The 25,104-nt window shown below is 60.6% G+C and carries 26 protein-coding genes; 15 read left to right on the top strand and 11 right to left on the bottom strand.

Going from position 1 to position 25,104, the window contains the following annotated elements; genetic code table 11:
- The first annotated feature begins 7 nt into the window (after positions 1-7).
- The 9 genes from EXN68_RS25205 (at position 8) to EXN68_RS25165 (ending at position 8,921) form a co-directional block, all read left to right on the top strand.
- Positions 8-2,464, top strand: a complete 2,457-nt coding sequence (locus EXN68_RS25205; RefSeq protein ID WP_012476004.1) for a conjugal transfer protein TrbE — start codon at positions 8-10, stop codon at positions 2,462-2,464.
- Positions 2,436-3,239 (top strand): P-type conjugative transfer protein TrbJ, encoded by an 804-nt coding sequence (gene trbJ, locus EXN68_RS25200; protein ID WP_077768124.1) that lies wholly within the window; start codon positions 2,436-2,438, stop codon positions 3,237-3,239. Before EXN68_RS25205 ends, trbJ begins: the two co-directional genes overlap by 29 nt.
- On the top strand, positions 3,236-3,436 hold the full coding sequence (trbK, locus tag EXN68_RS25195; protein WP_012476002.1) for an entry exclusion protein TrbK: 201 nt from the start codon (positions 3,236-3,238) through the stop codon (positions 3,434-3,436). The genes trbJ and trbK overlap by 4 nt, the downstream gene beginning before the upstream one ends.
- A complete protein-coding gene (trbL, locus tag EXN68_RS25190) occupies positions 3,430-4,611 on the top strand; it encodes a P-type conjugative transfer protein TrbL (protein WP_012476001.1) in 1,182 nt (393 codons plus the stop codon). Before trbK ends, trbL begins: the two co-directional genes overlap by 7 nt.
- A gap of 20 nt (positions 4,612-4,631) precedes the next feature.
- Complete coding sequence (locus EXN68_RS25185; RefSeq protein WP_012476000.1) at positions 4,632-5,294, top strand: conjugal transfer protein TrbF; 663 nt, start codon at positions 4,632-4,634, stop codon at positions 5,292-5,294.
- A 16-nt stretch (positions 5,295-5,310) separates the two neighbouring features.
- Complete coding sequence (gene trbG / locus EXN68_RS25180; RefSeq protein ID WP_012475999.1) at positions 5,311-6,123, top strand: P-type conjugative transfer protein TrbG; 813 nt, start codon at positions 5,311-5,313, stop codon at positions 6,121-6,123.
- Between the two features lie 3 nt (positions 6,124-6,126).
- A complete protein-coding gene (trbH, locus tag EXN68_RS25175; protein ID WP_012475998.1) occupies positions 6,127-6,567 on the top strand; it encodes a conjugal transfer protein TrbH in 441 nt (146 codons plus the stop codon).
- An 11-nt stretch (positions 6,568-6,578) separates the two neighbouring features.
- Entirely contained in the window at positions 6,579-7,871 is a 1,293-nt protein-coding gene (trbI, locus tag EXN68_RS25170) for an IncP-type conjugal transfer protein TrbI (RefSeq protein ID WP_012475997.1), read from the top strand.
- A gap of 345 nt (positions 7,872-8,216) precedes the next feature.
- The gene (locus tag EXN68_RS25165) at positions 8,217-8,921 is read left to right on the top strand and encodes an autoinducer binding domain-containing protein (protein ID WP_077768125.1); all 705 of its coding nucleotides are present in this window, start codon (positions 8,217-8,219) and stop codon (positions 8,919-8,921) included.
- Positions 8,922-8,925: 4 nt separating this feature from the next.
- Here the strand turns inward: EXN68_RS25165 and EXN68_RS25160 are convergent, their stop codons facing one another.
- The gene (locus EXN68_RS25160; RefSeq protein WP_012475995.1) at positions 8,926-9,249 is read right to left on the bottom strand and encodes a transcriptional repressor TraM; all 324 of its coding nucleotides are present in this window, start codon (positions 9,247-9,249) and stop codon (positions 8,926-8,928) included.
- 217 nt (positions 9,250-9,466) lie between these two features.
- Between EXN68_RS25160 and EXN68_RS25155 the strand changes: the two genes are divergently transcribed.
- Complete coding sequence (locus EXN68_RS25155; protein ID WP_077768126.1) at positions 9,467-9,673, top strand: helix-turn-helix domain-containing protein; 207 nt, start codon at positions 9,467-9,469, stop codon at positions 9,671-9,673.
- Positions 9,674-9,928: 255 nt separating this feature from the next.
- Here EXN68_RS25155 and EXN68_RS25150 read toward each other — a convergent pair whose 3' ends face one another.
- Genes EXN68_RS25150 through traA form a run of 4 tightly spaced genes read right to left on the bottom strand, consistent with a single transcriptional unit; the run spans position 9,929 to position 15,597 of the window.
- On the bottom strand, positions 9,929-10,543 hold the full coding sequence (locus EXN68_RS25150) for a TraH family protein (protein WP_012475993.1): 615 nt from the start codon (positions 10,541-10,543) through the stop codon (positions 9,929-9,931).
- An 11-nt stretch (positions 10,544-10,554) separates the two neighbouring features.
- Positions 10,555-11,718, bottom strand: coding sequence for a conjugal transfer protein TraB (locus tag EXN68_RS25145; RefSeq protein ID WP_012475992.1), 1,164 nt, complete (start codon positions 11,716-11,718; stop codon positions 10,555-10,557).
- The gene (gene traF, locus EXN68_RS25140; RefSeq protein WP_012475991.1) at positions 11,708-12,274 is read right to left on the bottom strand and encodes a conjugative transfer signal peptidase TraF; all 567 of its coding nucleotides are present in this window, start codon (positions 12,272-12,274) and stop codon (positions 11,708-11,710) included. Before traF ends, EXN68_RS25145 begins: the two co-directional genes overlap by 11 nt.
- Positions 12,271-15,597 (bottom strand): Ti-type conjugative transfer relaxase TraA, encoded by a 3,327-nt coding sequence (gene traA, locus EXN68_RS25135; protein WP_012475990.1) that lies wholly within the window; start codon positions 15,595-15,597, stop codon positions 12,271-12,273. The genes traF and traA overlap by 4 nt, the downstream gene beginning before the upstream one ends.
- A 248-nt stretch (positions 15,598-15,845) precedes the next feature.
- On the opposite strand from traA, the gene traC reads away from it, so the two are divergent.
- The 4 genes from traC (at position 15,846) to EXN68_RS25115 (ending at position 18,960) form a co-directional block, all read left to right on the top strand.
- A complete protein-coding gene (traC, locus tag EXN68_RS25130; RefSeq protein ID WP_012475989.1) occupies positions 15,846-16,154 on the top strand; it encodes a conjugal transfer protein TraC in 309 nt (102 codons plus the stop codon).
- Between the two features lie 4 nt (positions 16,155-16,158).
- Entirely contained in the window at positions 16,159-16,374 is a 216-nt protein-coding gene (gene traD, locus EXN68_RS25125; protein WP_012475988.1) for a type IV conjugative transfer system coupling protein TraD, read from the top strand.
- Positions 16,361-18,364 (top strand): Ti-type conjugative transfer system protein TraG, encoded by a 2,004-nt coding sequence (gene traG / locus EXN68_RS25120; protein ID WP_012475987.1) that lies wholly within the window; start codon positions 16,361-16,363, stop codon positions 18,362-18,364. The genes traD and traG overlap by 14 nt, the downstream gene beginning before the upstream one ends.
- Before the next feature lie 200 nt (positions 18,365-18,564).
- The gene (locus EXN68_RS25115) at positions 18,565-18,960 is read left to right on the top strand and encodes a thermonuclease family protein (protein ID WP_234888144.1); all 396 of its coding nucleotides are present in this window, start codon (positions 18,565-18,567) and stop codon (positions 18,958-18,960) included.
- 136 nt (positions 18,961-19,096) lie between these two features.
- On the opposite strand, the gene EXN68_RS25110 is transcribed toward EXN68_RS25115, so the two are convergent.
- The 4 genes from EXN68_RS25110 to EXN68_RS25095 all read right to left on the bottom strand — a co-directional run bounded on the left by EXN68_RS25110 (position 19,097) and on the right by EXN68_RS25095 (position 23,560).
- Complete coding sequence (locus EXN68_RS25110) at positions 19,097-19,411, bottom strand: hypothetical protein (RefSeq protein WP_077768127.1); 315 nt, start codon at positions 19,409-19,411, stop codon at positions 19,097-19,099.
- Between the two features lie 282 nt (positions 19,412-19,693).
- On the bottom strand, positions 19,694-22,003 hold the full coding sequence (locus EXN68_RS25105) for a methyl-accepting chemotaxis protein (RefSeq protein WP_012475985.1): 2,310 nt from the start codon (positions 22,001-22,003) through the stop codon (positions 19,694-19,696).
- Positions 22,004-22,141: 138 nt separating this feature from the next.
- Positions 22,142-23,041: a substrate-binding domain-containing protein gene (locus tag EXN68_RS25100; protein ID WP_235675766.1), complete on the bottom strand. Its 900-nt coding sequence runs from the start codon at positions 23,039-23,041 to the stop codon at positions 22,142-22,144.
- Between the two features lie 234 nt (positions 23,042-23,275).
- Positions 23,276-23,560, bottom strand: coding sequence for a hypothetical protein (locus EXN68_RS25095; RefSeq protein WP_077768129.1), 285 nt, complete (start codon positions 23,558-23,560; stop codon positions 23,276-23,278).
- 407 nt (positions 23,561-23,967) lie between these two features.
- Between EXN68_RS25095 and EXN68_RS25090 the strand changes: the two genes are divergently transcribed.
- The gene (locus EXN68_RS25090) at positions 23,968-24,234 is read left to right on the top strand and encodes a WGR domain-containing protein (RefSeq protein ID WP_306801661.1); all 267 of its coding nucleotides are present in this window, start codon (positions 23,968-23,970) and stop codon (positions 24,232-24,234) included.
- Between the two features lie 60 nt (positions 24,235-24,294).
- Here the strand turns inward: EXN68_RS25090 and EXN68_RS27760 are convergent, their stop codons facing one another.
- Together EXN68_RS27760 and EXN68_RS27755 are read right to left on the bottom strand one after the other, a co-directional pair.
- Entirely contained in the window at positions 24,295-24,468 is a 174-nt protein-coding gene (locus tag EXN68_RS27760; RefSeq protein ID WP_162854302.1) for a hypothetical protein, read from the bottom strand.
- Positions 24,469-24,791: 323 nt separating this feature from the next.
- On the bottom strand, positions 24,792-24,956 hold the full coding sequence (locus EXN68_RS27755) for a hypothetical protein (RefSeq protein ID WP_162854301.1): 165 nt from the start codon (positions 24,954-24,956) through the stop codon (positions 24,792-24,794).
- Positions 24,957-25,104 lie beyond the last annotated feature (148 nt).

Raw genomic sequence — 25,104 nt, 5'->3', positions numbered from 1 at the left:
GGCGGCCATGGTAGCTCTCAAACGCTTCCGGGCGACCGGCCCTTCCTTTGCTGATCTCGTTCCCTATGCCGGCCTGGTCGACAATGGTGTCCTCCTCTTGAAGGACGGAAGCCTGATGGCCGGCTGGTATTTCGCGGGACCAGATTCCGAAAGTGCGACTGACCTCGAACGCAACGACCTGTCGAGGCAGATCAACGCCGTTCTGTCGCGGCTTGGAAGCGGCTGGATGATCCAGGTCGACGCCATTCGCATTCCGACGGTCGACTATCCCACAGAAGACCGTTGCCATTTCCCCGATCCGGTAACCCGCGCAATCGACGGGGAGCGCCGGGCGCATTTCGCGCGCGAGCAGGGGCATTTCGAGAGCAAGCATGCGCTGATCCTGACTTACCGGCCGCTCGAGTCCAAGAAAACAGCTCTCAGCAAGTACATCTATTCGGACGAGGAGAGCCGGAAGAAATCCTACGCGGACACGGTGCTCTTCGTGTTCAAGAACGCGGTGCGAGAGCTTGAGCAGTATTTTGCCAACACACTTTCGATCCGGCGAATGGAAACCCGAGAAACGGTCGGAAGGGGAGGGGAGCGAATTGCCCGATATGACGAACTGCTTCAGTTCGCCCGCTTCTGCATTACCGGCGAGAACCATCCAATCAGGCTTCCCGATGTTCCGATGTATCTCGACTGGATCGCCACGGCGGAGCTTGAACACGGACTGACGCCGAAGGTCGAAAATCGCTTTCTCGGCGTCGTCGCGATCGACGGTCTGCCGGCTGAAAGCTGGCCGGGCATTCTGAATAGTCTTGACCTGATGCCGCTCACCTATCGGTGGTCATCACGTTTCATCTTCCTTGATGCCGAGGAGGCCCGACAGAAGCTCGAACGCACACGCAGGAAATGGCAGCAGAAGGTCCGGCCGTTCTTCGACCAGATATTTCAGACACAAAGTCGATCCGTCGACCAAGACGCGATGACCATGGTCGCCGAGACCGAGGACGCCATCGCGCAGGCCTCATCGCAGCTGGTTGCCTATGGATATTACACACCGGTCGTCGTGCTATTCGACAACGATCGCGAAGCCCTGCAGGAGAAGGCCGAAGCGATCCGGCGGCTGATCCAGGCGGAAGGGTTTGGGGCGCGGATCGAAACGCTGAACGCCACCGATGCCTATCTCGGCAGCCTGCCGGGCAACTGGTACTGCAACATCCGTGAGCCACTGATCAACACCAGCAATCTCGCCGACTTGATTCCGCTGAATTCGGTCTGGGCCGGAAACCCGATCGCGCCATGCCCCTTTTACCCACCGAATTCCCCTCCCTTGATGCAGGTTGCGACCGGCTCGACAGCGTTCCGTCTGAACCTGCATGTCGATGATGTCGGCCACACGTTGATCTTCGGTCCGACAGGTTCTGGTAAGTCGACGCTGCTTGCTCTGATCGCCGCACAGTTTCGCCGGTACGAAAATGCGCAGATCTTCGCCTTTGACAAAGGCAGTTCACTTCTTCCCCTGACGCTCGCTGCCGGTGGTGATCACTATGAGATCGGCGGCGACAATGCGGAAGAGGGGAGGGCCTTGGCCTTCTGCCCGCTTTCTGATCTCGAAAGTGATGCCAACCGGGCCTGGGCGACCGAGTGGATCGAGATGCTGGTCGGTCTGCAGGGCGTCACAATCACCCCCGATCATCGTAACGCCATTTCTCGGCAGGTCGGACTGATGGCGAGCGCATCCGGTCGCTCACTCTCGGATTTCGTCAGCGGCGTGCAGCTGCGCGAGATCAAGGATGCGCTGCATCACTACACCGTTGACGGGCCGATGGGCCAGCTCCTCGATGCGGAGGAGGACGGCCTGACACTCGGGGCCTTCCAGACCTTCGAAATCGAGCAGCTGATGAACATGGGCGAGCGCAATCTCGTGCCGGTGCTGACCTACTTGTTCCGGCGGATTGAGAAGCGTCTGGATGGATCGCCGAGCCTGATCGTGCTCGATGAGGCGTGGCTGATGCTTGGCCACCCAGTTTTCCGCAGCAAGATCAGGGAATGGCTCAAGGTCTTGCGCAAGGCGAACTGCGCCGTTGTCCTTGCGACCCAATCGATCTCGGATGCCGAACGGTCCGGGATTATCGATGTGCTGAAGGAGTCTTGCCCAACCAAGATTTGCCTTCCGAATGGCGCCGCCAGAGAGCCAGGAACACGTGAATTTTACGAGCGTATCGGTTTCAACGAGCGCCAGATTGAGATCGTCTCGAACGCAGTCCCCAAACGCGAATACTACGTCGCCACGCCGGAAGGCCGGCGGCTCTTCGACATGTCGCTGGGGCCGGTTGCGCTGAGCTTTGTCGGCGCGTCGGGCAAGGACGACCTCAAGCGCATCCGCGCACTGAAATCCGGACATGGCCGCGAGTGGCCAATCCGCTGGCTTGAAACGAGAGGAGTTCACGATGCCGCATCGCTACTCAAGTTCGAATAGATGGTTAGCCTGCCTGGCGGCCGCGGCCCTGACGATCGGAGCCGTACCTTCAGCACGGGCGGGGACCGCCACCGGTGCTGCGACGGAGTGGACGCAGCTCGCCAACAATGCGCAATTGGTGGACCTTCTCAAGAGCTCGGGCCTCCAGGTCGACAATCAGCTGACGCAGATCAGCCAGCTTGCGGAGCAGATCCAGAACCAGCTTAAGATCTACCAAAACATGCTGCAAAACACCGCGCAGCTGCCTGACCATGTCTGGGGGCAGGTCGAAAGCGATCTCAATCAGCTCCGCAGTATTGTCGACCAGGGTCAGAGTATCTCATTCTCCATGGGCAACGCCGACGACGTTCTTCAGCAGCGCTTTCAGAGCTACGCCGACCTCAAAACCAACCTGCCGGATAACGCGACGTTCTCCTCGACTTATCAGTCCTGGTCGACGACCAACCGCGACACGATCGCCAGCTCGCTGAAGGCTGCGAGCCTAACGGCCGACCAGTTCGATAGCGAGGAAGATACGATGTCCTCGCTGCGGTCGATGTCCGAAACGGCGGACGGGCAGATGAAAGCGTTGCAGGTCGGCCACGAGATCGCCGCTCAGCAGGTTGCCCAGATGCAGAAGCTTCGCGGTCTCGTCTCGCAACAGATGACGATGATGGGAACCTGGCTACAGACGGAGCAGACCGACAAGGACCTGGCGCAGGCCCGGCGGGAAAAGTTCTTCAACGCTGAGGTCAAGAGCATTCCGGAAGGTCAGAGAATGGAGCCACGCTGGTGAGCCGATCCGTCCTAATTGCTTTGGTGCTTGCTGTCGCCGCTGCATCCGCCGCGGCCACAGTGCTGATCGTAAAATCCAGCGACGGCGGAAGACCTGCGCTTACCGAGGAGCAGCGCTCAGCCCGGGAGAAGTTCTTCGGCTCGAATAAGGAGCTGCCGCCGATCAAGGATGGTCAGGAGATACGGCCGAGATGGTGAAGCCCGCTGTCACACGTTCACTCCTGATAACTGGTCTGTTCTTCCTCGCCTATGCTGCTCCCGCATTTGCGCAGGAGGGGCAGGTCCTCACGGAACTGGAAAACCAGGTCTCCTCTGCCGCGAAGGGCTGGGAGACCACCATCATGGATGCGGCGAAATCGCTGTTCTGGATCCTCGCAACGATCGAGATCGGCATTGCCGCCGTCTGGCTGGCGATCCAGTCAGCCTCGCTGGATAGCTGGTTTGCGGAGCTGGTGCGCCGGATCATGTTCGTCGGGTTCTTCGCATTCGTTCTGACCCAAGGTCCGACCTTTGCCCGGGCGGTGGTTGACAGTCTTTTCCAAATTGGTGCCGGCGGCGGTTCAGCCTCGCCCGCTGAAGTGTTCGATGCCGGCATTCGCGTCGCCTCGCAAATGTCGCAACAGGCGCAGTTCGGCGTATTCGAGGACAATGCGCTGGCGATTGCCGCGGTGCTGGCAATGGGTGTCGTCGTCATCTGCTTTTCGCTGGTTGCCGCGATTTTTGTTTCGGTGATGGTTGAGATGTATGTCGGCCTGCTCGCCGGCATGATCATGCTTGGCCTGGGCGGTTCCTCCTTCACCAAAGACTTTGCTGTTCGCTATCTTGTCTACGCCTTCGGCGTTGGCATGAAACTGATGGCGCTGGTGATGATCGCAAAGATTGGGTCACAGGTCCTCTTGGGTCTGGCCAATGCCCCGACCGCATCCTCCGACCAGTTTGTCACCACCCTGGCGATCGCCGGTATTTCCGTCGTGGTCTTCATCATCGCCATGTACGTGCCGAACATCATCCAGGGTGTCGTCCAGGGAGCCTCCGTCACCGGCGGTATGGAGACAATCCGCCACGGCGGGCAAGCGGCGTCCTTCGCCGCGGGCGCTGGATTCTTGGCCGCCGGCGCTGCCGGCGCGGGTTTTGCGGCGGCCCAAGCCGCACGAGCTGGCGGTTCATCCGTCGCTGGTGCTGCCCTGCGGGGGATAGGCGCAAGCTTCAGTTCCGGGGCACAAGCCGCAGGCTCGGCCGCGAAGGAAAAGGCAATCGGATCTCCCGGTGCTTATGCGGGGTCCATCCTCGGACTAGCCAACGCCAAGCTCGATGAACAGCGCAGCGGTCACAGCGGCCCGACGCCTCCTCCCGAACGCAACGACAAACCATAATCGAGACAAGGGAAGAATAAATGGCAGCGAACCGCGCCCCTGATAATCCGTATCTTGCCGCCCGCCAGGAATGGAACGAGCGCTACGGCACATATGTGAAGGCTGCTTCCGCATGGCGGATCGTCGGCATTCTCGGCCTGACGATGGCCGTCATCGGCTTCAGCTACGCGATGTATCTCAGTACCCAGGTCAAGCTCGTGCCTTATATCGTTGAGGTCGACAAGCTGGGGACGGCAGTCACGGCAGGCTTCCCGGAGCAGATCGAATATGCCGATGTCCGCGTGGTTCGCGCCACACTCGGCAACTTCGTGACAAGCTTTCGCTCGATCACGCCGGATGCCGTGGTGCAGAAGCAATATATCGACCGCACATACGCTCTTCTTCGCACCTCCGATCCGTCGACGGAGAAGGTCAACGCCTGGTTCCGAGGCAATTCACCTTTCGAGAAAGCGAAGTCCTCGACCGTCGCCATCGAGGTCAACAACATCGTGGCGCTCTCGAACCAGACCTATCAGATCGACTGGACGGAATACGAGCGAGACCGCAAGGGCAAGGAAACCGGCACACGCCGCTTCCGCGGCATCGCAACGGTGGCGCTCACCGCGCCACAGGATGAGGCGACGATCCGCCTCAATCCGATCGGCCTCTATGTCCGGGATTTCGACTGGACGGCACAGCTTTAAGGGCAGGGATTTCTCAATGCAAAAGACAGGATTGATCGCAGCCGCCGGCTGCATGGCCGGACTCGCCTTTGTGGTGGGCGCGCAGGCGCAAAGCATGACGAGCAACGAGGTCAAGGGTACGAATATCTCCCGCAAATGGCGCGGCACACCGGGCCTGGTCACAACGGGACCGGACGGCAAAGTGATTTTTCTGTTCGGCGAGACCCAGCCGTCCGTCGTCTGCTCGCCGCTGCAGGTCTGCGACATCGAGCTTCAGGGCGGTGAGATCGTTCGCGACGTGCTCGTCGGCGATACGGTGCGGTGGAAAGTGGAGCCGGCCACCTCGGGGGCGACAGGCGGGCAGGCCATCCATCTGATTGTCAAACCGTCGGAGCCAGGTCTTCTCACCTCGATGGTCGTCACCACCTCACGGCGAACCTATCATATCCAGCTCAAGTCCCATCCCAGCCAGTACATGGCGCGCGTTGGTTTCGAGTACCCCGAGGACACCTCCACCAAGCTCGCCGACATCAATGCCCGTCTCGAAACCGGCGGCATTCCGGGCACGGCGCCGGATAAGCTGAACTTCTCCTATTCGATCAGCGGCGGGGCTTCGTGGAAACCGAAGCGGGTCTATTCGGACGGGGTCAAGACCTACATCCAATTCCCGAAGTCGATCTCAGGTCAGGATGCGCCGGTGCTCTTCGTCGTCTCCGGCGGTCAGAACCGCATCGTCAACTACCGGATGAAGAACAACATGATGACCGTCGACTATGCGATCGACAAGGCGATCCTCGTATCAGGGGTCGGGTGGCGGCAGCAGAAGATCACCATCCGGCGGGGAGGCTGAACCATGCGCAAGCTCCTCGCACTCTTCATCGCGGCCAAACTACTCTCCGGTTGCCAAACGGCCGACGACGCGATGACCACCAATGCAACCCCGGTTGCCGTCACCGGACCGGCCGCAAGCGCGATCGCCGGTGACATGGCAAGTCGTCTCGCCGAACAAATCGGTCCGGCCAGCGCTGCGACGACCATCAAAATGGAAAAGGACCAGTCGGAATTCGCGACCGCCCTCGAGGCGGCCCTGAAGGGCTGGGGTTATACGGTCGTCACGGACGGCAAGGTCGCCAAAGACATCAAGCCGGTCGAGCTTGCTTTTGCCGTCGAGGGCTTCGACGGGCAGGTTTTTGCGCGCGTTTCGACGCCTTCCATCGCTCTTGGCCGCGCCTATACGCCGACGGCGGCCGGCGCCACGCCGACCAGTCCACTTTCGATCATGCAGCGCAACTGACGGAGAGCAATATGGTCCAGTCGCTCCAACTTGGCGCGCCAGCCCAGTCCGACGATCAGAATGGCATGCGCCGGCTCAACCGCCTGCCGATCATCATCGCCATCATCGTCGTCGCGCTCTTCGTTGGCGTCGTCGTGATCGGCCTGTCGCTGCGGGGGCTGTCCTTCCATCGAGGCGACATCGAGGGGGCTTCCAACACCCCGGCGACCAGCTTCGGCGACCAGCTCAAACGGGGTGTCACCGACGGCATCATCGGCGAGCCGGAGAAGCAGGAAGTGTTTCAACCGACCCCTGTCGTCGAGCAGAAGGTCGAGAAACAGGAGACCGCCGTTGAACGCCGGCCGAATGACCGACAGGAGAGACGCTCGCTCGAATCCGAGGAGGAGTGGAAGGCTCGCCTGAAGCGGGAGCAGGACGAGCAGTATATCCGGGAAGCGCAGCGCCAGCGGATGGCTCGCCTCCAGGCTCGCGCTACGGCGCTCGATTCGCCGCTGAAGGTAGACATCGGAGACTTCGAGAAGGCAACCTCCACCAATGACAGCGGCCGCCAGCCGACAAATGCAGCCGTCAACAGTGCGTCGGACCTTTATGCCGCCGCCATGAAATCCGGCCTGATGGGCCAAAACGTCGATCAGAACGGACAGCCGTCGAAGGAGGATTTTTTCAATCAGGACATCAAGGATCTCGGCTACCTGCCAAACCAGGTCGTGCCGCAGATGTCACCCTACGAACTGAAGCGCGGCTCGGTCATTCCCGCCACCTTGATCACCGGCCTCAATTCCGACCTGCCAGGGCGGATTACCGCGCAGGTCAGCCAGAATGTCTACGACAGCGCGAGCGGCTATCGCCTCCTTATCCCGCAGGGCGCAAAGCTGTTCGGTCGCTATGATTCCAAGGTCTCATTCGGCCAGGAGCGTGTTCTCGTCGTCTGGACTGACCTTATTTTTCCCAATGGATCCACCCTGCAGATCGGCGGCATGGCCGGCACGGACGCCGAGGGGTATGGCGGCTTCCAGGACAAGGTTGACCGCCATCTCTGGAGGACGTTCGGTTCCGCAGCTCTGGTGGCAATCATCGGGACGGGGATCGACATGTCGATGCCGGAGAGTTCAACATTGGCCACCCAGGACACGGCATCGGATGCAGCACGGCGGAATTTTGCCGAAAGCTTCGGTCGCGTCACAGAACAGACAATCTCGAAGAACCTCAACGTTCAGCCGACGATTCGCATCCGTCCTGGCTATAAGTTCAACGTTCTCGCGGACCAGGATATCATCTTTCCATCCATTTATAGCGGGCGCTAACCCATCTCGAACGCTGCTCCGCCCGTCGTTTCGTCGGGTGGAGCGATCCATCCGCGCTCAGAAATCAGCGCTCGCCAAAATCTTCTCTCAAATTGTCATATTTTAGATGAAGAGGCCTTGAATACTCGGTAGAGGTGAGTAGAAAACCAGTTGCAACGGCCGTGGATATGCTTCGGCAGAAGGCAACTGCGTTTTCATCGGAAACGAATGGGGACACGGAATTCGCAGCCACGGTCCGATGTTCCGTATGGCTCCGGCTGGCCGAACGGTGGCACCAGGTAACTCGCGGCGCGTGGTAGGCGCGACGGGTGGGAGGCTCGCAGCTGCGCAAGAGGAGACAAGTCCGTGGACGGAGACCTTCGCTCTTTAATCGATATGACGGAAGCTGCGCACGATGAACGCATGATCAAGGGCGCCCTGAAAAGCTTCGCAAACTCCCATGGCTTCGAACGTTTTGCGTATCTTCAGACCGAGGGCCTGGAAATCCGCACATTCAACTCCTATCCGGAGGAATGGCAGGATATCTATCTTGGCGGCCAATATTCGCGCATCGACCCCGTCATCACGGAAGCCAAGCGTCGCATGGAGATGTTCTACTGGACGGCCGATGATTGGCCGGCTCGTGGCACCTCGGAGCTGAGACGGTTTCGCGACCAGGCGATCGAGCACGGCATTCGCAGTGGGCTGACGATTCCGGTCGAAGGGAGTTTCGGGTCGACGATGATGCTGACCTTTGCCTCGTCGGAGAAGAAAGTCGAGAAAGCCAAACTGCTGGACGCCCAGAAAGCCGTCCGGACGGTCCTTGCAATCCATTACCGCCTGAAGATTATCGCTTCGACGACGATAATCGCTCCGAAGCGGCTACTCTCGCCAAGGGAAGCGATGTGCCTCATGTGGGCAGCAAAGGGCAAAAGTGCCCCGGAAACCGCAATGTTGACGGGGATCAACGCGAGGACGGTGCAGCACTACCTCGATAAAGCGCGCGAGAAACTTGACGCGGCGACCGTTCCACATCTAGTCGCGATCGCTAAAGATCACGGCTTGGTTTGAGGGGTCATTCATCGCCATCGAGCGGAACCTCGGGGATGTAGCCGAGCACATCGATGATCTCCGAAAGCTCTTCCTGCTGGGCTTCGGATTTCCTTTGCCGCGCGGCATACTCTTGCTGCAAGCTTTCGAGCACGGCGCTCGAAACCGAGGGGTCGGCGGACGCGCGGGTCCATTCCTCATAAACAGCTTCGTCGGCGACTATAAGCCGGCGGTGCTCTCGGATTGCAGATATAGCAAGCGCCTCTAGTTCTGATTTTTCCATTGAACGTAAACAGGATCCCATCGGTTTGGTTTCGTGTTTTGTCTCGGATAAGTTCACGTCCTTCATCCGCTTCCCCTTAATTTCTTCATTTGCCGCTCGAAAGCCAAATCCTGGTGAGCATTATACCGCATAGGCCATAACTGCACGGCCTGTCTTTCAGAAGTTCATATACCCTATATCCCAAGGTAACTTGTGACGGCCTGGACGAGCAATATCACGCGCCGTGACGAATCGGAACTATAGTTCCTGGAATAATAGTTCCGATTCAGGTTCCGCTCGCGTCATGGATCTCAAGGAGGTCATGGCGATCAATATGCGTCGAATCCGTCATGGCAAACAATTGACGCAGGAGGAAGTGGCCCACCGTACGGGCCTCAGTGTCCGCCATGTCGGAGCAATCGAGCGTGCCGAGATGTCGGCGACCGTCACCGTCCTTGGCCAAATCGCAGAGGCACTGGGCGTCGAACCTGCCGTGCTTGTGACGAGATGAGTAGACGCGCGCGTGCTGACTGCTAGTTGCTGCCCTTGAGGCCCCGTTATGACGCAGCCGGGCATGAATCTGCTCTAATCGTATTTCCGCGCGGCCGTTCTTTCGTGGATGGCTGTGCTGGTGCTTTGATCAACTCGAACACCACGTTCGTGCGGGGCGTTCCGACAAACACTAATATCATGCATTTGAGTTACACTAATTTTCTGCTTTGAACCTCAATACTCGCCTCGCTGCCCCCGGCGAAACGAAGTCAATCTATTTTTGGCCTCCAATGTGTGAGAGGTCGATCCGCATCCCCGCTCGGCCAACATCCTGCACCGTCTCAGGCTCTTGCTCTCCTGGTTTCGGTTCGGCGCTCTCTTCCTCGTCGGGGATCTTCTCCTCGCTTTGCTGCGGCACTTCAACTGCCGTTCCCGGATCCTCCGCCTGAAACACACTGACGCCCTCGAACTCGCCGGTCTTCCATGCGTAGACCGCATCCTCGAAGATCTGCGGGAAGACATCTTTGCTCGTCGGGTTGCCATACCATTTCGCGACGATCCGGAGCACCTTGGCGAACATCGCCGTGCCTTTGCGGAGGTTCTGGCAGGCATCGACGAGGTCCGGTTTGAGATCACTCGCTTCCTTGACGCCAACGCCGGCGGGAAACTGCGTGAGACCGACGCGGACCACCGCCTGACCAGCATATTGCCGCACGATCACCATCGCCTCGTCAGCCGACGCAGCTTTTGGCACGAGGATCAAACGGCCACCGGATTTGACGGTGACGGCGAGGGGATCAGCCGAGCCTGCTGATACCACGAACCGTTCGACGATCGCGGGTTTTAGGGAAGGGTCGGCGCATTCTTTGATCAGGGCGGCGTCCAGCATAGTGTCTCCTTTCAGGTGTTAAAGGCAATGACGAGCGGCTTTGCGAAGAGTTTTACCCAGGCGGTAGTCGCGGCGCGCTGTATGGCAATGATCGACGTGCCTTCGGTCCACCAGCCGTTTCCGACGGCGAGGATGGCGTCCGGATCGTGCAGCATCGACTGCAGGACCGGCCAAACGATCAGTTGCTCGTAGCAGATCAGTGGTGCGGCCCGGCCGGCACCGATAGTGACGATTGGGTTCGCGAAGAAATCCGCCCGGGCGCCGCCGCTCTCCCCAAACCAGGATCGCCATGGCTGCCACATCGAGCCGGGAACCGGCATGCGTTCGCGATAAAGGATGCGGCGACCCTTGCCGTCGATCGAGACGAGGACATTGTCGTAGCCGTCTGCGTCGACTACCACGGCGCCGGCGATGACGGTGGCATCGCCATCGGCAAGTGCGCCCGTCCATAGACGCTCCACGGTCGGCGTCCAGAAGCCGAGCGCACTTTCTGGCAACACCACAAAGCGGGTGCCATCGCCGGCAGCGTCGCGCACCGTTGCGATCAGGTCATGCTGGCGTCGAAGACCGGTGTCGCGGCCAAGCGAAGCGCCCATTTCCAGATCGACGCCGCGCCAGGCTTCCGGTAGTCTCGGGTCGGTCCAGATTGCGGCGGACCATAGCCAAAAGCCGGTCAAGGCGATGGCGACAGCTGGCCATATGCGGGTTACGAGGCCCGCAAGGCCAGCTGTCATCCAGCCCAGTCCCCACCATCCCCATCCCGGAAACAAAACTCCAGCGGCCGTGACAGGATGCGCCCAGCCCGTGATGCCGAACGGCGGGACGGCCATGATGACGGCCGCAAGGAGATAGCGGAACGGACGAATGCCGGCGATCCCGGTCCACAGGACCGTATGCACGGCGACGAAGCTCGAGGACGCGCACAGCCAGAGGAGCAGCCCCGGCCAGATATCAGACGAATAGAAGGCAGCGACGCCTTGCGGCAGGCCACGAGATGCGGCCAGAAAATAGCTGGCCGAGACAAGGGCCGCGACCGCCCTCGTTTGCGCCATCGACCAAAGAACGGGAAACGCCAGGGCGACGGGCAGAAGCAACGCGTGGCCGCTCCAGCCCACCACGCCGATCGCGATCGAAGCGACTATCAGCTGCGTCGCCCGAAGAAACTCACGGCGCATAGGTGAGGATCTCCTGCGCTAGGCCGAGAATGCCTGAAGCGGGCACCGGACCGAAGTACCGGGAGTCGAAGGAGCCCGGGAACGCCGAATGCAGGAAGAGATGTCCTGGCGGAACGATGCCACTCGGAAACGGCGCCAGCGGCCGCCCCTTTCCGTCTCGTGGCGCGAGGCTGGAAGAGGCAACCACCCGCCCATCGACAATCACGCTGGCGCCGATTTCGACATGCTGGCCTGCGACGGCGATCACCGTCTTGATCAACGGGGCGACGCCACCCGGGCAGGAACCGGAACGGAGATAGTCGCGCGCTCGCGCCTCCCGCATTTCCGCGGTTGCCGGTGGGCAAACGAACACTAGGTCACTGACAGCAACGGGGCGACCGAGCGGAACGATACGCCACAGGCCGAGTGGCTCGCTCGGGGTCAGATTGATGCGATAACCGCCGGCGAGGGCAGTCGCCACCAGCACGATAGCGGCCAACGTCGTGGCCGAGAGGATCACGGCCGCTCGTCGTTGTTGCGCGGTTATCGCCTGGCGCGCTCTAGCTGCCGCCGTCATTTCAGGGAGAGCCCTTGGCTCTTCGTCTGGCGCAGTGTCTCAGCCTGCTTAAGCGCCTCCGTCGTTCGTTCATGAGCGGCAAGCTGCTGGACCGTCCGCATGGAATTCCACGCAGACTGGACCTCAGCCTTCTGGCCAGCCGTCATGCCCGCTGTAACGGTCTCGAAGGCCTTGCCGTTGGTGTCTTTCGCGGCGAGAGGCAGGAAGGTCCGTTCTCCGAAACGCTCGGACACAGCCTTCGCGAAACCTTCGAGTTCAGCTTTCACCATTTTGTCGGCCAACGCATATTCAAGGCCGGCAGGGAGATCGTTGCGATCGATGGCATCGCGGACGCGTTCGAGCATCTGCTTGGCCGCTGGCGAGAGCGCAGGGATGTCGACCGAAACCTTGAGCCGGACCGCGCGCTCCTCCGTCTCATGCTTCAATTCGGCCTCGGCCCGCTCACGAAGATAGCGTTCAAGATTGCGGCCAAGTGCCGGGACATTGGCGATGGCTTTTTCCCGGTCCTGCTTCTCGGCACGGCTGGCAAGAAGACCGGGCTTGCCCTTTAGCGTACCGAAACTTTCGGGGGCGTCGGCGACCTTCGCGAGAGTGGACTTCGCGACCGATTGGTCCTTGACCATCGCGTCGACATTGATTGCCTTGAAGGCAGCCTCCGGCTGCGCGTAGACGAGGTGGAAGCGGGTCGAGACGTCCTCCCATTGTTTCTTGAGGCCGGGGTCGGCGGCGAGCTTGTCCTCGACAGCCTGCTCGAACGATTTAGGGAAGGTGGTGATGCCTGACACCATGGGCTTGGCCTCCTTGATCGGGTTCTGGATTGGGGAGTTTTTGAAGTTGCCGACGAAACCGAGTTTCGTTGCAATTGCGGCAAGACGGGCGCCGAGGCCGACCAGCTTCTGTTTCTGCCGAATGGTCCATTCCAGGCGATCGCGCGCGACCGCCCGGGCGACATTCATGAGGTGCAGGCCCCGGGCTTCCGCGAAGCGCAGCGCCTGGCGATAGAACGACGCCTGCTCGTAATCGAGGGTCGTCTCCTTGGCGTTTCGGCGCGATAGGATCGGGATGAGGCCGCCGGATTTCGCGAAGGAGCGACTGCCGTAGTAGACGGCGAGATCTTCACGATGGCGGGTCATCGCGACGTAGGTCAGATGCCGGTCGAGCGACAGTGACGCAAGCACCTTCACCCGGTCGACGGTCGCCCCCTGGCTCTTGTGGATCGTCGTGGCATAACCGTGATCGAGATTGTTGTAGAAGCGCTGCTCGATAGTAACCTGACGGCGGTGCTCTCCTTCACCAACCTCGGCGACGACCCGGCCAGGAGCGGCTTTGAGCACCTTTGCGAGCATGCCGTTCTTAACGCCGAGGCTGCCCTCGTTCTTGAGGAACACGATCTGATCTCCCGGCGCAAATTTGCGGTGTCCGTCCTCCGTCTTGAATGCAAATCCTTCTGCGACGACACCGCGTTCGACCAACTTGGCGCGCGCCATATCGTTGAGCATTCGCACATCACGGCGAAGGTGCGCGAGGATCAGGCTGGTCTTCGAGGGGTCGTAGTCGCGGTCCCACGCTGCGATCAGGCTCTCGACCGCCTCGTCCTTCAGTCTCAAGCCAATCATTCGACCATGAGCGGTATAGGCGTCGACAGCCTTGCGGATATTGCCACGAGCGAGATCGAGCGAGGCATCGCGCATCCATTGCTGGCGCTGACGGTAGATCGTTTCGAGTTCGGCATAGCCGATGCGAGCGGCAATGGCGCGAAAGGCGGCACCCGCTTCGATCGGCTGGAGTTGTTCGGGATCGCCGACGAGGACAAGTTTGGCGCCGGCCTTGGTCACCGTCTCGACCAACAGCGCCATCTGCCGTGACGACACCATGCCGGCCTCGTCGAGTACGATGACAGTCTTGTTGTCGAGCTGGTTGCGACCCTGGTTCCAGCGAAGCTCCCACGACGACAGCGTGCGCGATGGGATGCCCGCTTCCTTCTCCAATCCCTCGGCTGCTTTGCCGGCCAGTGCTATGCCGACCACACGATAGCCGGCTGCTTCCCACGCCTCACGGGCAGCCTTCATCATCGTCGTCTTGCCGGCGCCGGCACGACCAATCACGGCGGCGATCCTCTCTCCGCCGGCGACATGTTCGATCGCCGTCCGCTGCTCATCCGATAGACGAGAATGGCGTGCAAAGGTCGCCTGCAGCACCGCCTCACGGACACCATGGGAGGCGCGAGCGGAAAGCCAGATAGCGCGGTTGGCCATCTCGGCTTCAAGCCGGATCATCTCCCGGGTCGTGTATTTCGCCAGCTCTCGGACCCCGGTCGCAAGATTCATTCGCTCGCGCTCGAGCCTGAGCGCTTCCGGGCTCTGCAGAATCCTCACCATCAGGCTTTGGAAGAGACGGGCATCGTCGATATAGCGATACAACACCTTCGCAACATCACGTTCGTCGAAGACGCTCTTCTCCCGCGTGATCAGCTCAAGCACGATCTCGGGGCGGCGCTGGATGCGGCGTGCATTCTCGCTACGACGAGCTTCCTGAAGCTCGATGCGTTCGAGTTTGGGAGGCGCGGTCTCCTGCTTCCCGTCGGATTGCTCGGCCTTGCGCTCGATGGCTTTGGCGCCGACGCCGAGGTGAATGGTCGGCTCGAGGTCGATACCCTGCTTTTCGAAGGAGCGGCCATCGATGCGAATATCGAGGCCGGCGAGCGCCAGATGTTTGTTCTGGCAGGCAAACCAGCCGTCGCGGAAAGCGTTGAAGTCCTCAGTGCTACCGGCCCACAGGTCATAGACGATCTTGCCTGCATCATTGCGGATCGGTTTGCCGTCCCGACCGAGCACAGCGACCTTCTTCGAACCGAACCCATCTTCGGTGAGCGGCCGCAATGTCGTCATCAGGTGGACATGCGGATTGCCGGGGGCGTCGTGATAGACCCAGTCGGCGACCATCCCCTTCGCCGTGATGTGCCTCTCCACAAAGTCGCGCATGAGAGCGATATTCTGCTCGGATGTCAGCTCGAGCGGCAGGGCAATGGTGACATCCTTGGCGAGCTGCGCATCGGATCGCTTCTCGAATGCCTCCACCTTGTTCCAGAAGGCTTCGGATGCTCCCGCGACTGAGCGATCTGCAATCATGCTGCGCACCCATTCGGGCGAGTCTGCCGGAATCACAAACTCTTCGTGCAACAGCCCCAGCTTGCGGGTGTAATCGATCGTTCGCGCTTCCCGCTCGTATTCCATTTTCGCGCAGTGCCGGTAGGCCGCCGACAGGACAGCGCTGCGGCCGGAGCCGCGGGCGACGACGCTGACGGAGAAATGGGGGACGGCCACGGCGGAGTTCTTTCCCGGTTGCAAACGAAATCAACGGGTTCGTCGGGAGCGGGAGGCCGGACCAAGCAAGGGCGTCGCGTGAGCGACGTATAATTGCGCCCTTGGAAGCCGCTCCTTCGGAACGGCCGGGATCATTCACCAAAGAATCGCCCTTGGCGATTGTAGGATTCACAGTAGTGCGTTCCGCACTCCGTTCGGAAAGACTGGCTTCGAAAGACAAGCTTTCTCAGCCATGGAGACGATCGGACATGAAAAAACCTGCCTCGAAAATCCGCGACGAAATCGCCAAGTTGCAGGAGCAGCTCAAGGTCGCCGAGACAAGAGAAGCCGAGCGGATCGGCCGGATCGCGCTCAAGGCCGGCCTTGGCGAGATCGAGATTGAGGAAGGGGAGCTGCAGGCCGCTTTCGAGGAAGTGGCGACGCGGTTTCGCGGAGGCCAAGGGGGAGGGAAGGGCGCTACGAACGGAGGGAAAAAGGGTGCCGGCGATAGCAGCGGCGCAACGTCGACGCCGGCGGACTCCTCTGGTGCGGGCGCGGGCAGCACTGGCGAGGCTTGAGCGTATGGCGAGGACGATGACATCCGACGCCCGCAAGAAGGAAACGCGGGAAAAGATCGAGCTCGGCGGCCTGATCGTCAAGGCCGGGCTGCGTTACGAGAAGCGCGCGCTGTTGCTGGGCGCGCTGATCGATGTCGCCCGCCGAATCAAGGGTGATGAGGGCGAGCGATCCAGGCTCACGGCAATCGGCGCGGAGGCCTTTGGCAATGACGATCAATAGGATTGCGCTCGTCGTCGGGCCGGCGGCGCTGATGATCCTGGTCGTCATCGGGATGACGGGGATCGAGCAGTGGATTTCCGGCTTCGGGAAGACCGAGGCCGCACGCTTGGCATGGGGGCGTGCGGGCATCGCGCTGCCCTATGTCGCCAGCGCGGCGATCGGTATCGTGTTCTTGTTCGCAAGTGCCGGCGCGATCAGCATCAAGCAGGCAGGCTGGGGCGTCGTTGCGGGATGCAGTGGAACGATCCTGATCGCGGCTACCCGCGAAACCATACGCCTTGCCGCTTTCACGAAGACGCTGCCAACCGGCAAGACGGTCTTCGCCTATCTCGATCCGGCAACGTCGATTGGAGTAGGCGCAGCGTTCATGTGTGCCTGCTTCGCACTCCGCGTTGCGTTCATCGGCAATGCGGCATTCGCAAGGGCCGAGCCAAAGCGCATTCAGGGCAAGAGGGCACTGCATGGCGAAGCCGACTGGATGAAGCCGCCAGAGGCGGCGAAGCTGTTTTCCGATTCCGGCGGCATCGTCATCGGCGAGCGCTATCGGGTCGACAAGGACAGCGTCGCGGCATTGGCATTTCGAGCCGATAGCGCGGAGACCTGGGGCGCCGGCGGCAAGTCGCCGTTGCTGTGCTTCGATGGCTCATTCGGCTCGTCGCACGGGATCGTCTTTGCGGGGTCCGGTGGTTTCAAGACGACGTCGGTGACCATCCCGACGGCACTCAAATGGGGCGGCACGCTGATCGTGCTCGATCCGTCGAACGAGGTCGCCCCGATGGTCTCCGCGCATCGCGGCGGAGCGGGAAGGGACGTGTTCGTCCTCGACCCGAGGAAGTCGGACATGGGCTTCAACGTGCTGGACTGGGTCGGCCGTTTCGGCGGAACGAAGGAAGAGGATATTGCCTCTGTCGCATCGTGGATCATGAGCGACAGCGGCGGCGCGCGCGGTGTCCGTGACGACTTCTTTCGCGCGTCAGCCCTGCAGTTGCTCACCGCGCTCATCGCCGATGTCTGCCTGTCCGGTCACATGGACGAGAAGGACCAGACGCTTCGCCGGGTGCGCATGAACCTGTCGGAGCCGGAACCGACCTTGCGCAAGCGCCTGCAGGACATCTACGACAATTCGGGTTCGGATTTCGTGAAGGAGAACGTCGCTGCCTTCGTCAATATGACGCCGGAAACCTTCTCCGGCGTCTATGCCAATGCGGTCAAGGAAACGCATTGGCTTTCCTATCCGAATTATGCCGCCCTGGTGTCCGGACGGAAATTCTCGACCAGCGACATCGCCGCGGGAAATACCGACGTCTTCATCAACATCGACCTCAAGACGTTGGAGACTCATTCCGGTCTTGCGCGTGTCGTCATCGGCTCGCTTCTCAACGCGATCTATAATCGCGACGGAAAGCTTGAAGGGCGCGCGCTGTTTCTTCTCGATGAGGTCGCCCGCCTCGGTTACATGCGGATCCTCGAGACTGCGCGCGACGCCGGCCGCAAATACGGAATCACGCTGACGATGATCTATCAGTCGATCGGCCAGATGCGCGAAACCTATGGCGGCCGCGACGCGGCAAGCAAGTGGTTCGAGAGTGCCAGCTGGATCTCGTTCGCCGCAATTAACGATCCCGAGACCGCCGACTACATCTCGAAACGTTGCGGCATGACCACGGTCGAGATCGACCAGGTCAGCCGCAGTTCCCAGGCAAGGGGATCATCGCGAACACGCTCGAAGCAGCTTGCCGCCAGACCGCTTATCCAGCCGCATGAGGTTCTGCGCATGCGGGCCGACGAGCAGATCGTGTTCACGGCCGGCAATGCACCGCTCAGATGCGGGCGCGCCATCTGGTTCCGGCGCAACGATATGAGAGCCTGCGTCGGCGAGAACCGGTTTCATTCGATGGGCGGAAGGGAGAAGGAAGGTTCGAATTCGGCGTCTGCGGTAAACGCCTATGAAACCAAACCGGCTGTAACCTCTGCCGCCGAAGAGGAATGAAAAGCTTGGCGCAAAAGAACGTCATCCCGTTCAGGAAAAATCGGAAGGTCGCCAACGACCGTCCCGGCATTAATGACTCGCGATCGACGCCGCGTCGTCATGGTCACGATCGCGGCCGAGGCTTTCCGACCGCGATTGTCTGGGCCGTGGTGATCGGCGCCGCGGGCTGGCTCTATCTTGATCGCAATGGCCATCTCGACATCGCTGCGGCTTTCGTCAAAGCGCCTGCGCAAGACAGCCAATCGGCGTCGTTCGTGATCTGCGGCGACAGCCATCGCACGAACTGCGTCGTCGACGGCGACACCTTCTGGTTCGAGGGCAAGAAAATCCGCATCGCCGACATCGATACGCCCGAACTCAGCCCGCCCCGCTGCGAAGCTGAACGGATCAAAGGTGAAGCGGCAAAGTCGCGACTACTAACGCTGCTCAACGCCGGAAAGTTTTCGCTGTCGGCCGGCTTCCGCGACGAGGACAAGTATGGACGTAAACTTCGAACCGTATCGCGTGCGGGCAATTCTCTGGGCGATGTTTTGATCAAGGAAGGCCTTGCCCGGCCATGGGATGGCGCGCGACATGGCTGGTGCCAGGGGAAATGACAACCATCATCATCGTCCGCTGTCAGGAGAGAGAGATGGGGCTTGGGATCATAGCCGGCTCGGCTGGTCGATCCGGCAGGAACGGCTCAAGCGAAAGGCAAAGACCAGAGGCGGTAAGCCGCCTCTGGTCTGGGCTTCAATCGCCCGGGTCGAAAGGCTCCTTGTCCTCAAGGCCGATGTGCCATCGTTTGTCGGACCACCGGGAGGGGAGGTAGATCTCATCACCACCGAAGTGCGCGATGATGATCTTTCCGGGCTCGTGGAACAAACCGAAATCGACCTTGTTGTCGATGGCCCAAAGCAGCGCCGCAGACAGAAACTCGCGCGAGATATCGGCGGGAAGGTGCACTTCAGCATCGAAACTGCTGCGCAGATGTTCAAGCCCGGTCGGCTGCTGATCCGCAAGTTTCCGCTCTTCGCTAACCGGCTGTGTGATGTGATGCTGTGTCATCAGGGTCTCCTTTTCGTTTTCTGGCGAAAAGTGTCCGCACCGAAGTCCGTGAGGGGTCAGGGACCGCTGAACGCGGCCGCCGTGCGGCGAGCGGAGGAACCGACTTTCTCTGTGCCGCTTGCGGTGCGGGGAAAATTGGAGGGGCCGCGATGTCATTGACGCCGGAACGGCGGGTGCAAGATAGGACGTCAGAGAGAGATAGGACCGCGTCCTGAAAAGGACGCGACCGCTTGCCAGCTCTGATGGCCAAAAGACCTTCAGTCAGTGCACCTTCAGCTCCGCTCAGAACTCTTCCCAGGTCTGCTTGACGGCGGCGTTGCCGGAAAAGGCCTTGGCGACGGCGCCGACGATCCGGCGCGCGGGCGATGCGACCGGCCGGCTGGATGGGCTCGCCTCGGTGAGGGACGCCGGCCGGCGCATGGCTTCGCCAAACTGGAACTGGCTGATCAGGTCGCGAAGCCGTCCTGCTTCACCGGCAAGGGTCGCGCTCGCCGCATTGCTCTCCTCGACCATGGCCGCATTCTGCTGCGTGACCTGATCCATCTGGTTGACGGCGGTATTCACCTCCGCGAGACCGACCGATTGTTCCCGGGCCGATGTCGCGATCGAGTCCATATGCTGGTTGACGGTGACGATGTAGCCCTCGATGGTTTTCAGGGCAGTCCCGGTCTCGCTGACGAGCTTCACGCCATTCTCCACCTCGACGGAGGAGTTGCGGATCAGCTCCTTGATCTCTCTGGCGGCCTTGGCGGAGCGTTGCGCGAGTTCACGCACTTCCTGTGCAACAACCGCGAAGCCTTTGCCGGCCTCGCCGGCACGGGCCGCTTCGACGCCGGCATTGAGCGCAAGTAGATTGGTCTGGAACGCGATTTCGTCGATGACGCCGATGATGTTGGAGACCTGCTTCGACGATTGCTCGATCTTCTCCATGGCGTCGACAGCACTCGCCACCACTTGGCCGGATTGGGAGGCACTGGTATTGGCCTGGGCGGCGATCCTGCGGGCTTCGTCGGCCCGCTTGGAAGAATTGGCGACATTCACGGTGATCTGGTCGAGCGCCGCCGCCGTTTCTTCCAGCGACGCGGCCTGCTGCTCGGTGCGCTTGGAGAGATCATCGGCGCTGATGCTAACCTCGCGGCTGCCGCTATCGATGGCGTTGGCCGCGTCGGCGACGGAGCGCAGCGTCTCGGCAAGCTGGCCGGCCGCGCCATTGAAATCGGCGCGCAGCGTCTCGAATTCATCCGCGAAGGGCTCGGAGAGACGGAACGTCAAATCACCCGCAGAAAGGTGCTTGAGCCCTTTGCCGAGACCTTGGGTGGCTTGGGCCATGGCTTCTGCCCGGAGGCGATCGCTTTCAGCCTTACGGCGACGATCGTCTTCCGTCAGGTTTCGCTGTTCTTCCGCTTCCTGCTCGAGGCGAATATTGGCGACCGCATTGGCGCGGAACACTTCGACAGCGCCGGCCATGTCCGTTATCTCGTCGCGACCGGACATGGGAACCTGAGTGGAATGATCACCGGAGGCGATACGGCCCATGACCGTCGCAAGCCTGATCAGCCGCCGCGTCACGAAACGCCGGACGTAGAACAGGGCGGCAAGCGCGGCTGCAATCACCAGAAAGCTCGTTGCCGCATTGACGGCGACAGTCTGCTGGGTCATCCCCCGAGACAATTCCGCAGCATTTCGGGCGGCCTGCTTTTCCTTCGCCGCGATCAATTTGACGTCGACGCCAAGGATGATGGAGGTCACCGTCAGATCATTCAGCATATCTGCGATCTGACCGTTGACCTTGGCCTGGGCGGATCGAAGCGCAAACAGGCCTTCAGGACCTCCACCCTCATTCTGGAGAGCCGTGACAAGCTGTTGCATCGCAGCACTACCGCCTGAAGCTTTCAGCCGCGCGAGGATGCTGTCAATCTCCTTGCCAGTCGCATCATATTGATCCTTGACTGCGGCCAGTTCGGTGTCTGACGCATCCGGTATCGCCGATATCAGTGTCGATATCTCGGCGGCCGCCATCTGGAGATCGGTCAGGGCACGCGATCGCTCGATACTGCTGTCCACCGCTCCGACCTGCGCGTTGCGGAGCATTGACGCCAGGGACTTGTAACGGGACAGAGCGCGAGCCACGCCCTCCTGCATGCGGAATTTCGCCTTGATCCGGTCGGAAGATATGGCTGTCAGCTGATTGAGCTTTGGTTCGAGGCTTTGGCTCGTCTTCTCGACCGAATCGAGCAGTTCCGGCGCCACGCCAAGGTCGCGCAAAGCCGTCAGTCGACCGCTTTGACCGGCGAGGATGGCTTCCAGGCGCTTCGAACTTGCGTCGAGCGAAGCGAGATCCGGCTCATAGACGAGATTGGGCGCCTCTGCGAGAAGGATGGCGCTTTCTTGCGCGAAGGCGAGGGATTCGGTGACGGTTGGGAGGGTTCGATCGCCGAGTTCCTTGACGATGCCGGAACTTTTCATCGAATACCAGGACGAGGAGGCGCCGGCGATGGCGGCGAGGGCAGCAATGCCGACAAATGCCGCCGTCAAGCGTCCGGCGATCCCGAAATTACGTCGGTCGTTGGATTTCGCTGTTGCTGGTGTCATCGAAGACGGCTCCTTGGATTCGGGGCGACAGTGGGCGCTTTGATCACGCCACGCTCGCTGGGGTGGTTCGAATAGTTTCGTGATGACATCGACTTCTGACGTTCATCGAGCCGCGGTAACGCGGGGCAGGCATTTGTCTTACTTGCCGTACAGGGCCTTAAGATCGGTGTCGGTCAGGCTGCTTGGCATCCAGAACTTCTCCGACAGGTCAGCGCGGTAATTCGCCTTTGCCTTCTGGATGTCCCAGCCGTCGGGCTCATAGACATAGCGTTTGTGAATGGCTTTGCCATCGAGCAGCGCGACGGCAGCGCGAACAGCTGCGGCCCCTTGTTCCGGCCCGTATTCGGTGGCGATGGCATCAACCCCGCTGTCGATCCATTTCTGGAGAAATCCGTTGTTCACCTCACCGGTGATCGGCGGAACCTTCGCGCCATATTGCTGGAAGACATCCATGCAGGCGCGGCTCATGTCGGCGCCCGATGACCAGATGCCGTCGACCTTCGGGTTTTCGAGATAGAAGGTCTCGCAAACCTTGTGGCCGTAATCATACGACCAGAGACCGGCATCTTCGGCCACGATCTTGATATCGGTGCCCTTGATGGCTTCGAGCAGGCCCTTGTAGCGGTTGATGTCTTCGGGATGAGTCGGCAGTCCGCGCAGGACCCAGATATTGCCCTTGCCTCCGAGTTCCTTGACCAGGAACTCTCCCGAGACCTTTCCGAAGTTCTCGCCGCCGCCTTGAATATCGACGGTGAATTTGTCGGTTTTGGTAAGGCCCGTATGGACGATGACGGGAATGCCGGCATTGACCGCTTTTTCGATACCAGCATCTGCGGAGGTCGGAGAGACCGGTGTCACGATGATGGCATCGACCTTCTGGGCGATCAGCTCATCGATATCGGCGATCTGCTTGGCCTGGCTGAGATTGGCGTCGAGCAGCACGAACTGAGAAATGCGCGGATCACTCTTGGCAGCGGCTTGCGATTCAGCGGCCATTTGGGCAGCCCATGTGTTGGCGTTGACGCCAAAGTGGCTCATCCCGATTTTCCAGGGGCTCGCCTTCTTGAATTTTTCTGCGGGTATTGTGTCCTTGTCACCAGGGCGGGCTACCACCCCGTTCATCAAGTCTATGTCTTGCGCTCTTGCGCTGTGGCCAAGGAGGAGTGCTGCTCCCAAGAGGAGAGCATATTGTTTTTGTTTTGCGAACCCAAGCACGGTCTGTCCCCTCACGTATGGCCACGATGGCGACGATCGTCACCCACTCGAAAAACTTCAGTCATCGGATGCATATCGGATAGTGCTGCCGCGATAGTCGCCAGCTGCGGAACCGTCGCCCGCTTCGCGACTGGCTACCTGCGCCGTTCCTCCGCTCCGGCCTTTGATCTCGGCTTGGTAGGCGAGAATTGCCTTCTGCGTACGTTCAGCTTGCCGCAGGACGCCAAGCAGGCTCTCCGTCGCCTTGAGAAAGCGGCCGCCTTCTTCTTCCATCTGGTCGATCAGTGCACGTTGTTCGGTGCTGAGGCTGCGCTCCAAGGGGAAGTCGATAATTTCTGCCATGTCTCTGACTTTCTCTCATTGCGCTGCAGTGCCTGATCCGCAGGTGCTTTGCCTAGTTGAACCTGATTGCAATAATAATTATTCAGAGAGAATGAAAATTAAATTAAAGTTTGAATGAAGTCGTCGGATCCACTCTCGGATGACTTGCACGGCCATGTCCGGAGCGCTCGGGATACTGCAACTGATCGCGCGAGGTTGGCCCTGTGCCATCCGCGAGAGGATCGTCACGCGAATGCGCGGAGACCGACTGGGCTCCGGGAGCCACAGCGACTAGAGCCGTGCGGCTGCGCCGACTCGCCCAGACAATCGCTCAGGTTTTGAGAAACATCACCGCAATGAATCGGTTGGCCTCGAACGATTCAAAACTGTCGTTGGACGCTCGGGCACGGATCGGCGACTCTGCGAACATGGTCACGCAACCTTACCAGCTCTACATCGAGCGAACCGACACGGCGAAGAACATGGCCCGCTTTTACGCCATGCAGATTTCCATATCGCTTTTCGGGGAAACCTGCCTGACGCGACGCTGGGGGCGGATCGGGACCTCTGGACAAATGATGGTGCACCATTTCGGGCGGGAGGAAGAAGCGGTCAGACTGTTCCTCGACCTGACGCGGCAGAAGCGAGCTCGCGGCTATCGACCGAGGACTTTTGCCCAGCGTCCTCTCAGCTGACCAACGATGACGCCCGAGCCGGAACGAAGGAAAAGGGCCGCCGAGGGCGGCCATGGCGCGTCATTCGCGCCTATTCCAGTCGGTCTCGAAGTTGAGCTCGATCTCGACGAAGAACGGAATCTTGATCGCGAGCTTCAGCCCGAGCTTTCCCTTGCGGAAGAAGTGACAGATCACTCTCCCGAGATTACCGAGCCGGCGGCCGGTGGCTGCAAGGAACTTTGCGAGTTGTTGCATGGTAGGTTCTCCTTTCGAATTGCTGATATCGCGGGGATCGAAAGCAGACCTCGGAGGAGGGCCGCACCGGAACGGTCGAAGCGCGAGCGGAGAACCTGGAGCCGCCTGAATTTTGACTGGGCGAGGAGCCGCATGCGGTGGGGAAAATTCTGGTGGCGCAAGGTTGCGGCGTGACGCGAGGACTGCAACATCCCCTGACGTAGATGACAGCTGTGTCGAAAGGAGAGATGCGATGGCGCGGTTGTTCCTCGGGCGGAAAGCGCTGGAATCGGAGACGGTGATCGCCGACGAAGCTCGGCTCTGAAATGAGAAGAGAAGCCGCCTCAGAAGGGCGGCTCGGCCTTGATGGTGCCGACCTGCTCGGCCAGTTGCACGGCGAGCTCGGCCCGTGCAAGTTCAAGCTCGCCCTCGATCTGGCGGCGCTCGGCCGCGTCGCATGCGTTGTTCAGCTCGGCCCGCAGTTCTTCGATGTGCTGTTCGATCGTCATGATCTCATCTCCTTGAGTTCGTGAAAGACGAGCTCGCAGGGCGGGACGGGATGGCGGGGTCAGGGATCGCGATAGCGACCGCCGGAGGCGGCGAGTGGGGGAGCCGAATTTCTGGATCGGGCCGCAGGACCGGGCCTGAAATTTGGGG

Origin of the sequence: Martinezella rhizogenes (assembly GCF_007002745.1) — a bacterium.
Lineage (GTDB): Bacteria > Pseudomonadota > Alphaproteobacteria > Rhizobiales > Rhizobiaceae > Agrobacterium > Agrobacterium cucumeris.
The sequence above is the reverse complement of the archived record's forward strand: the minus strand, read 5'-3'. Positions and strand labels throughout refer to the sequence as shown.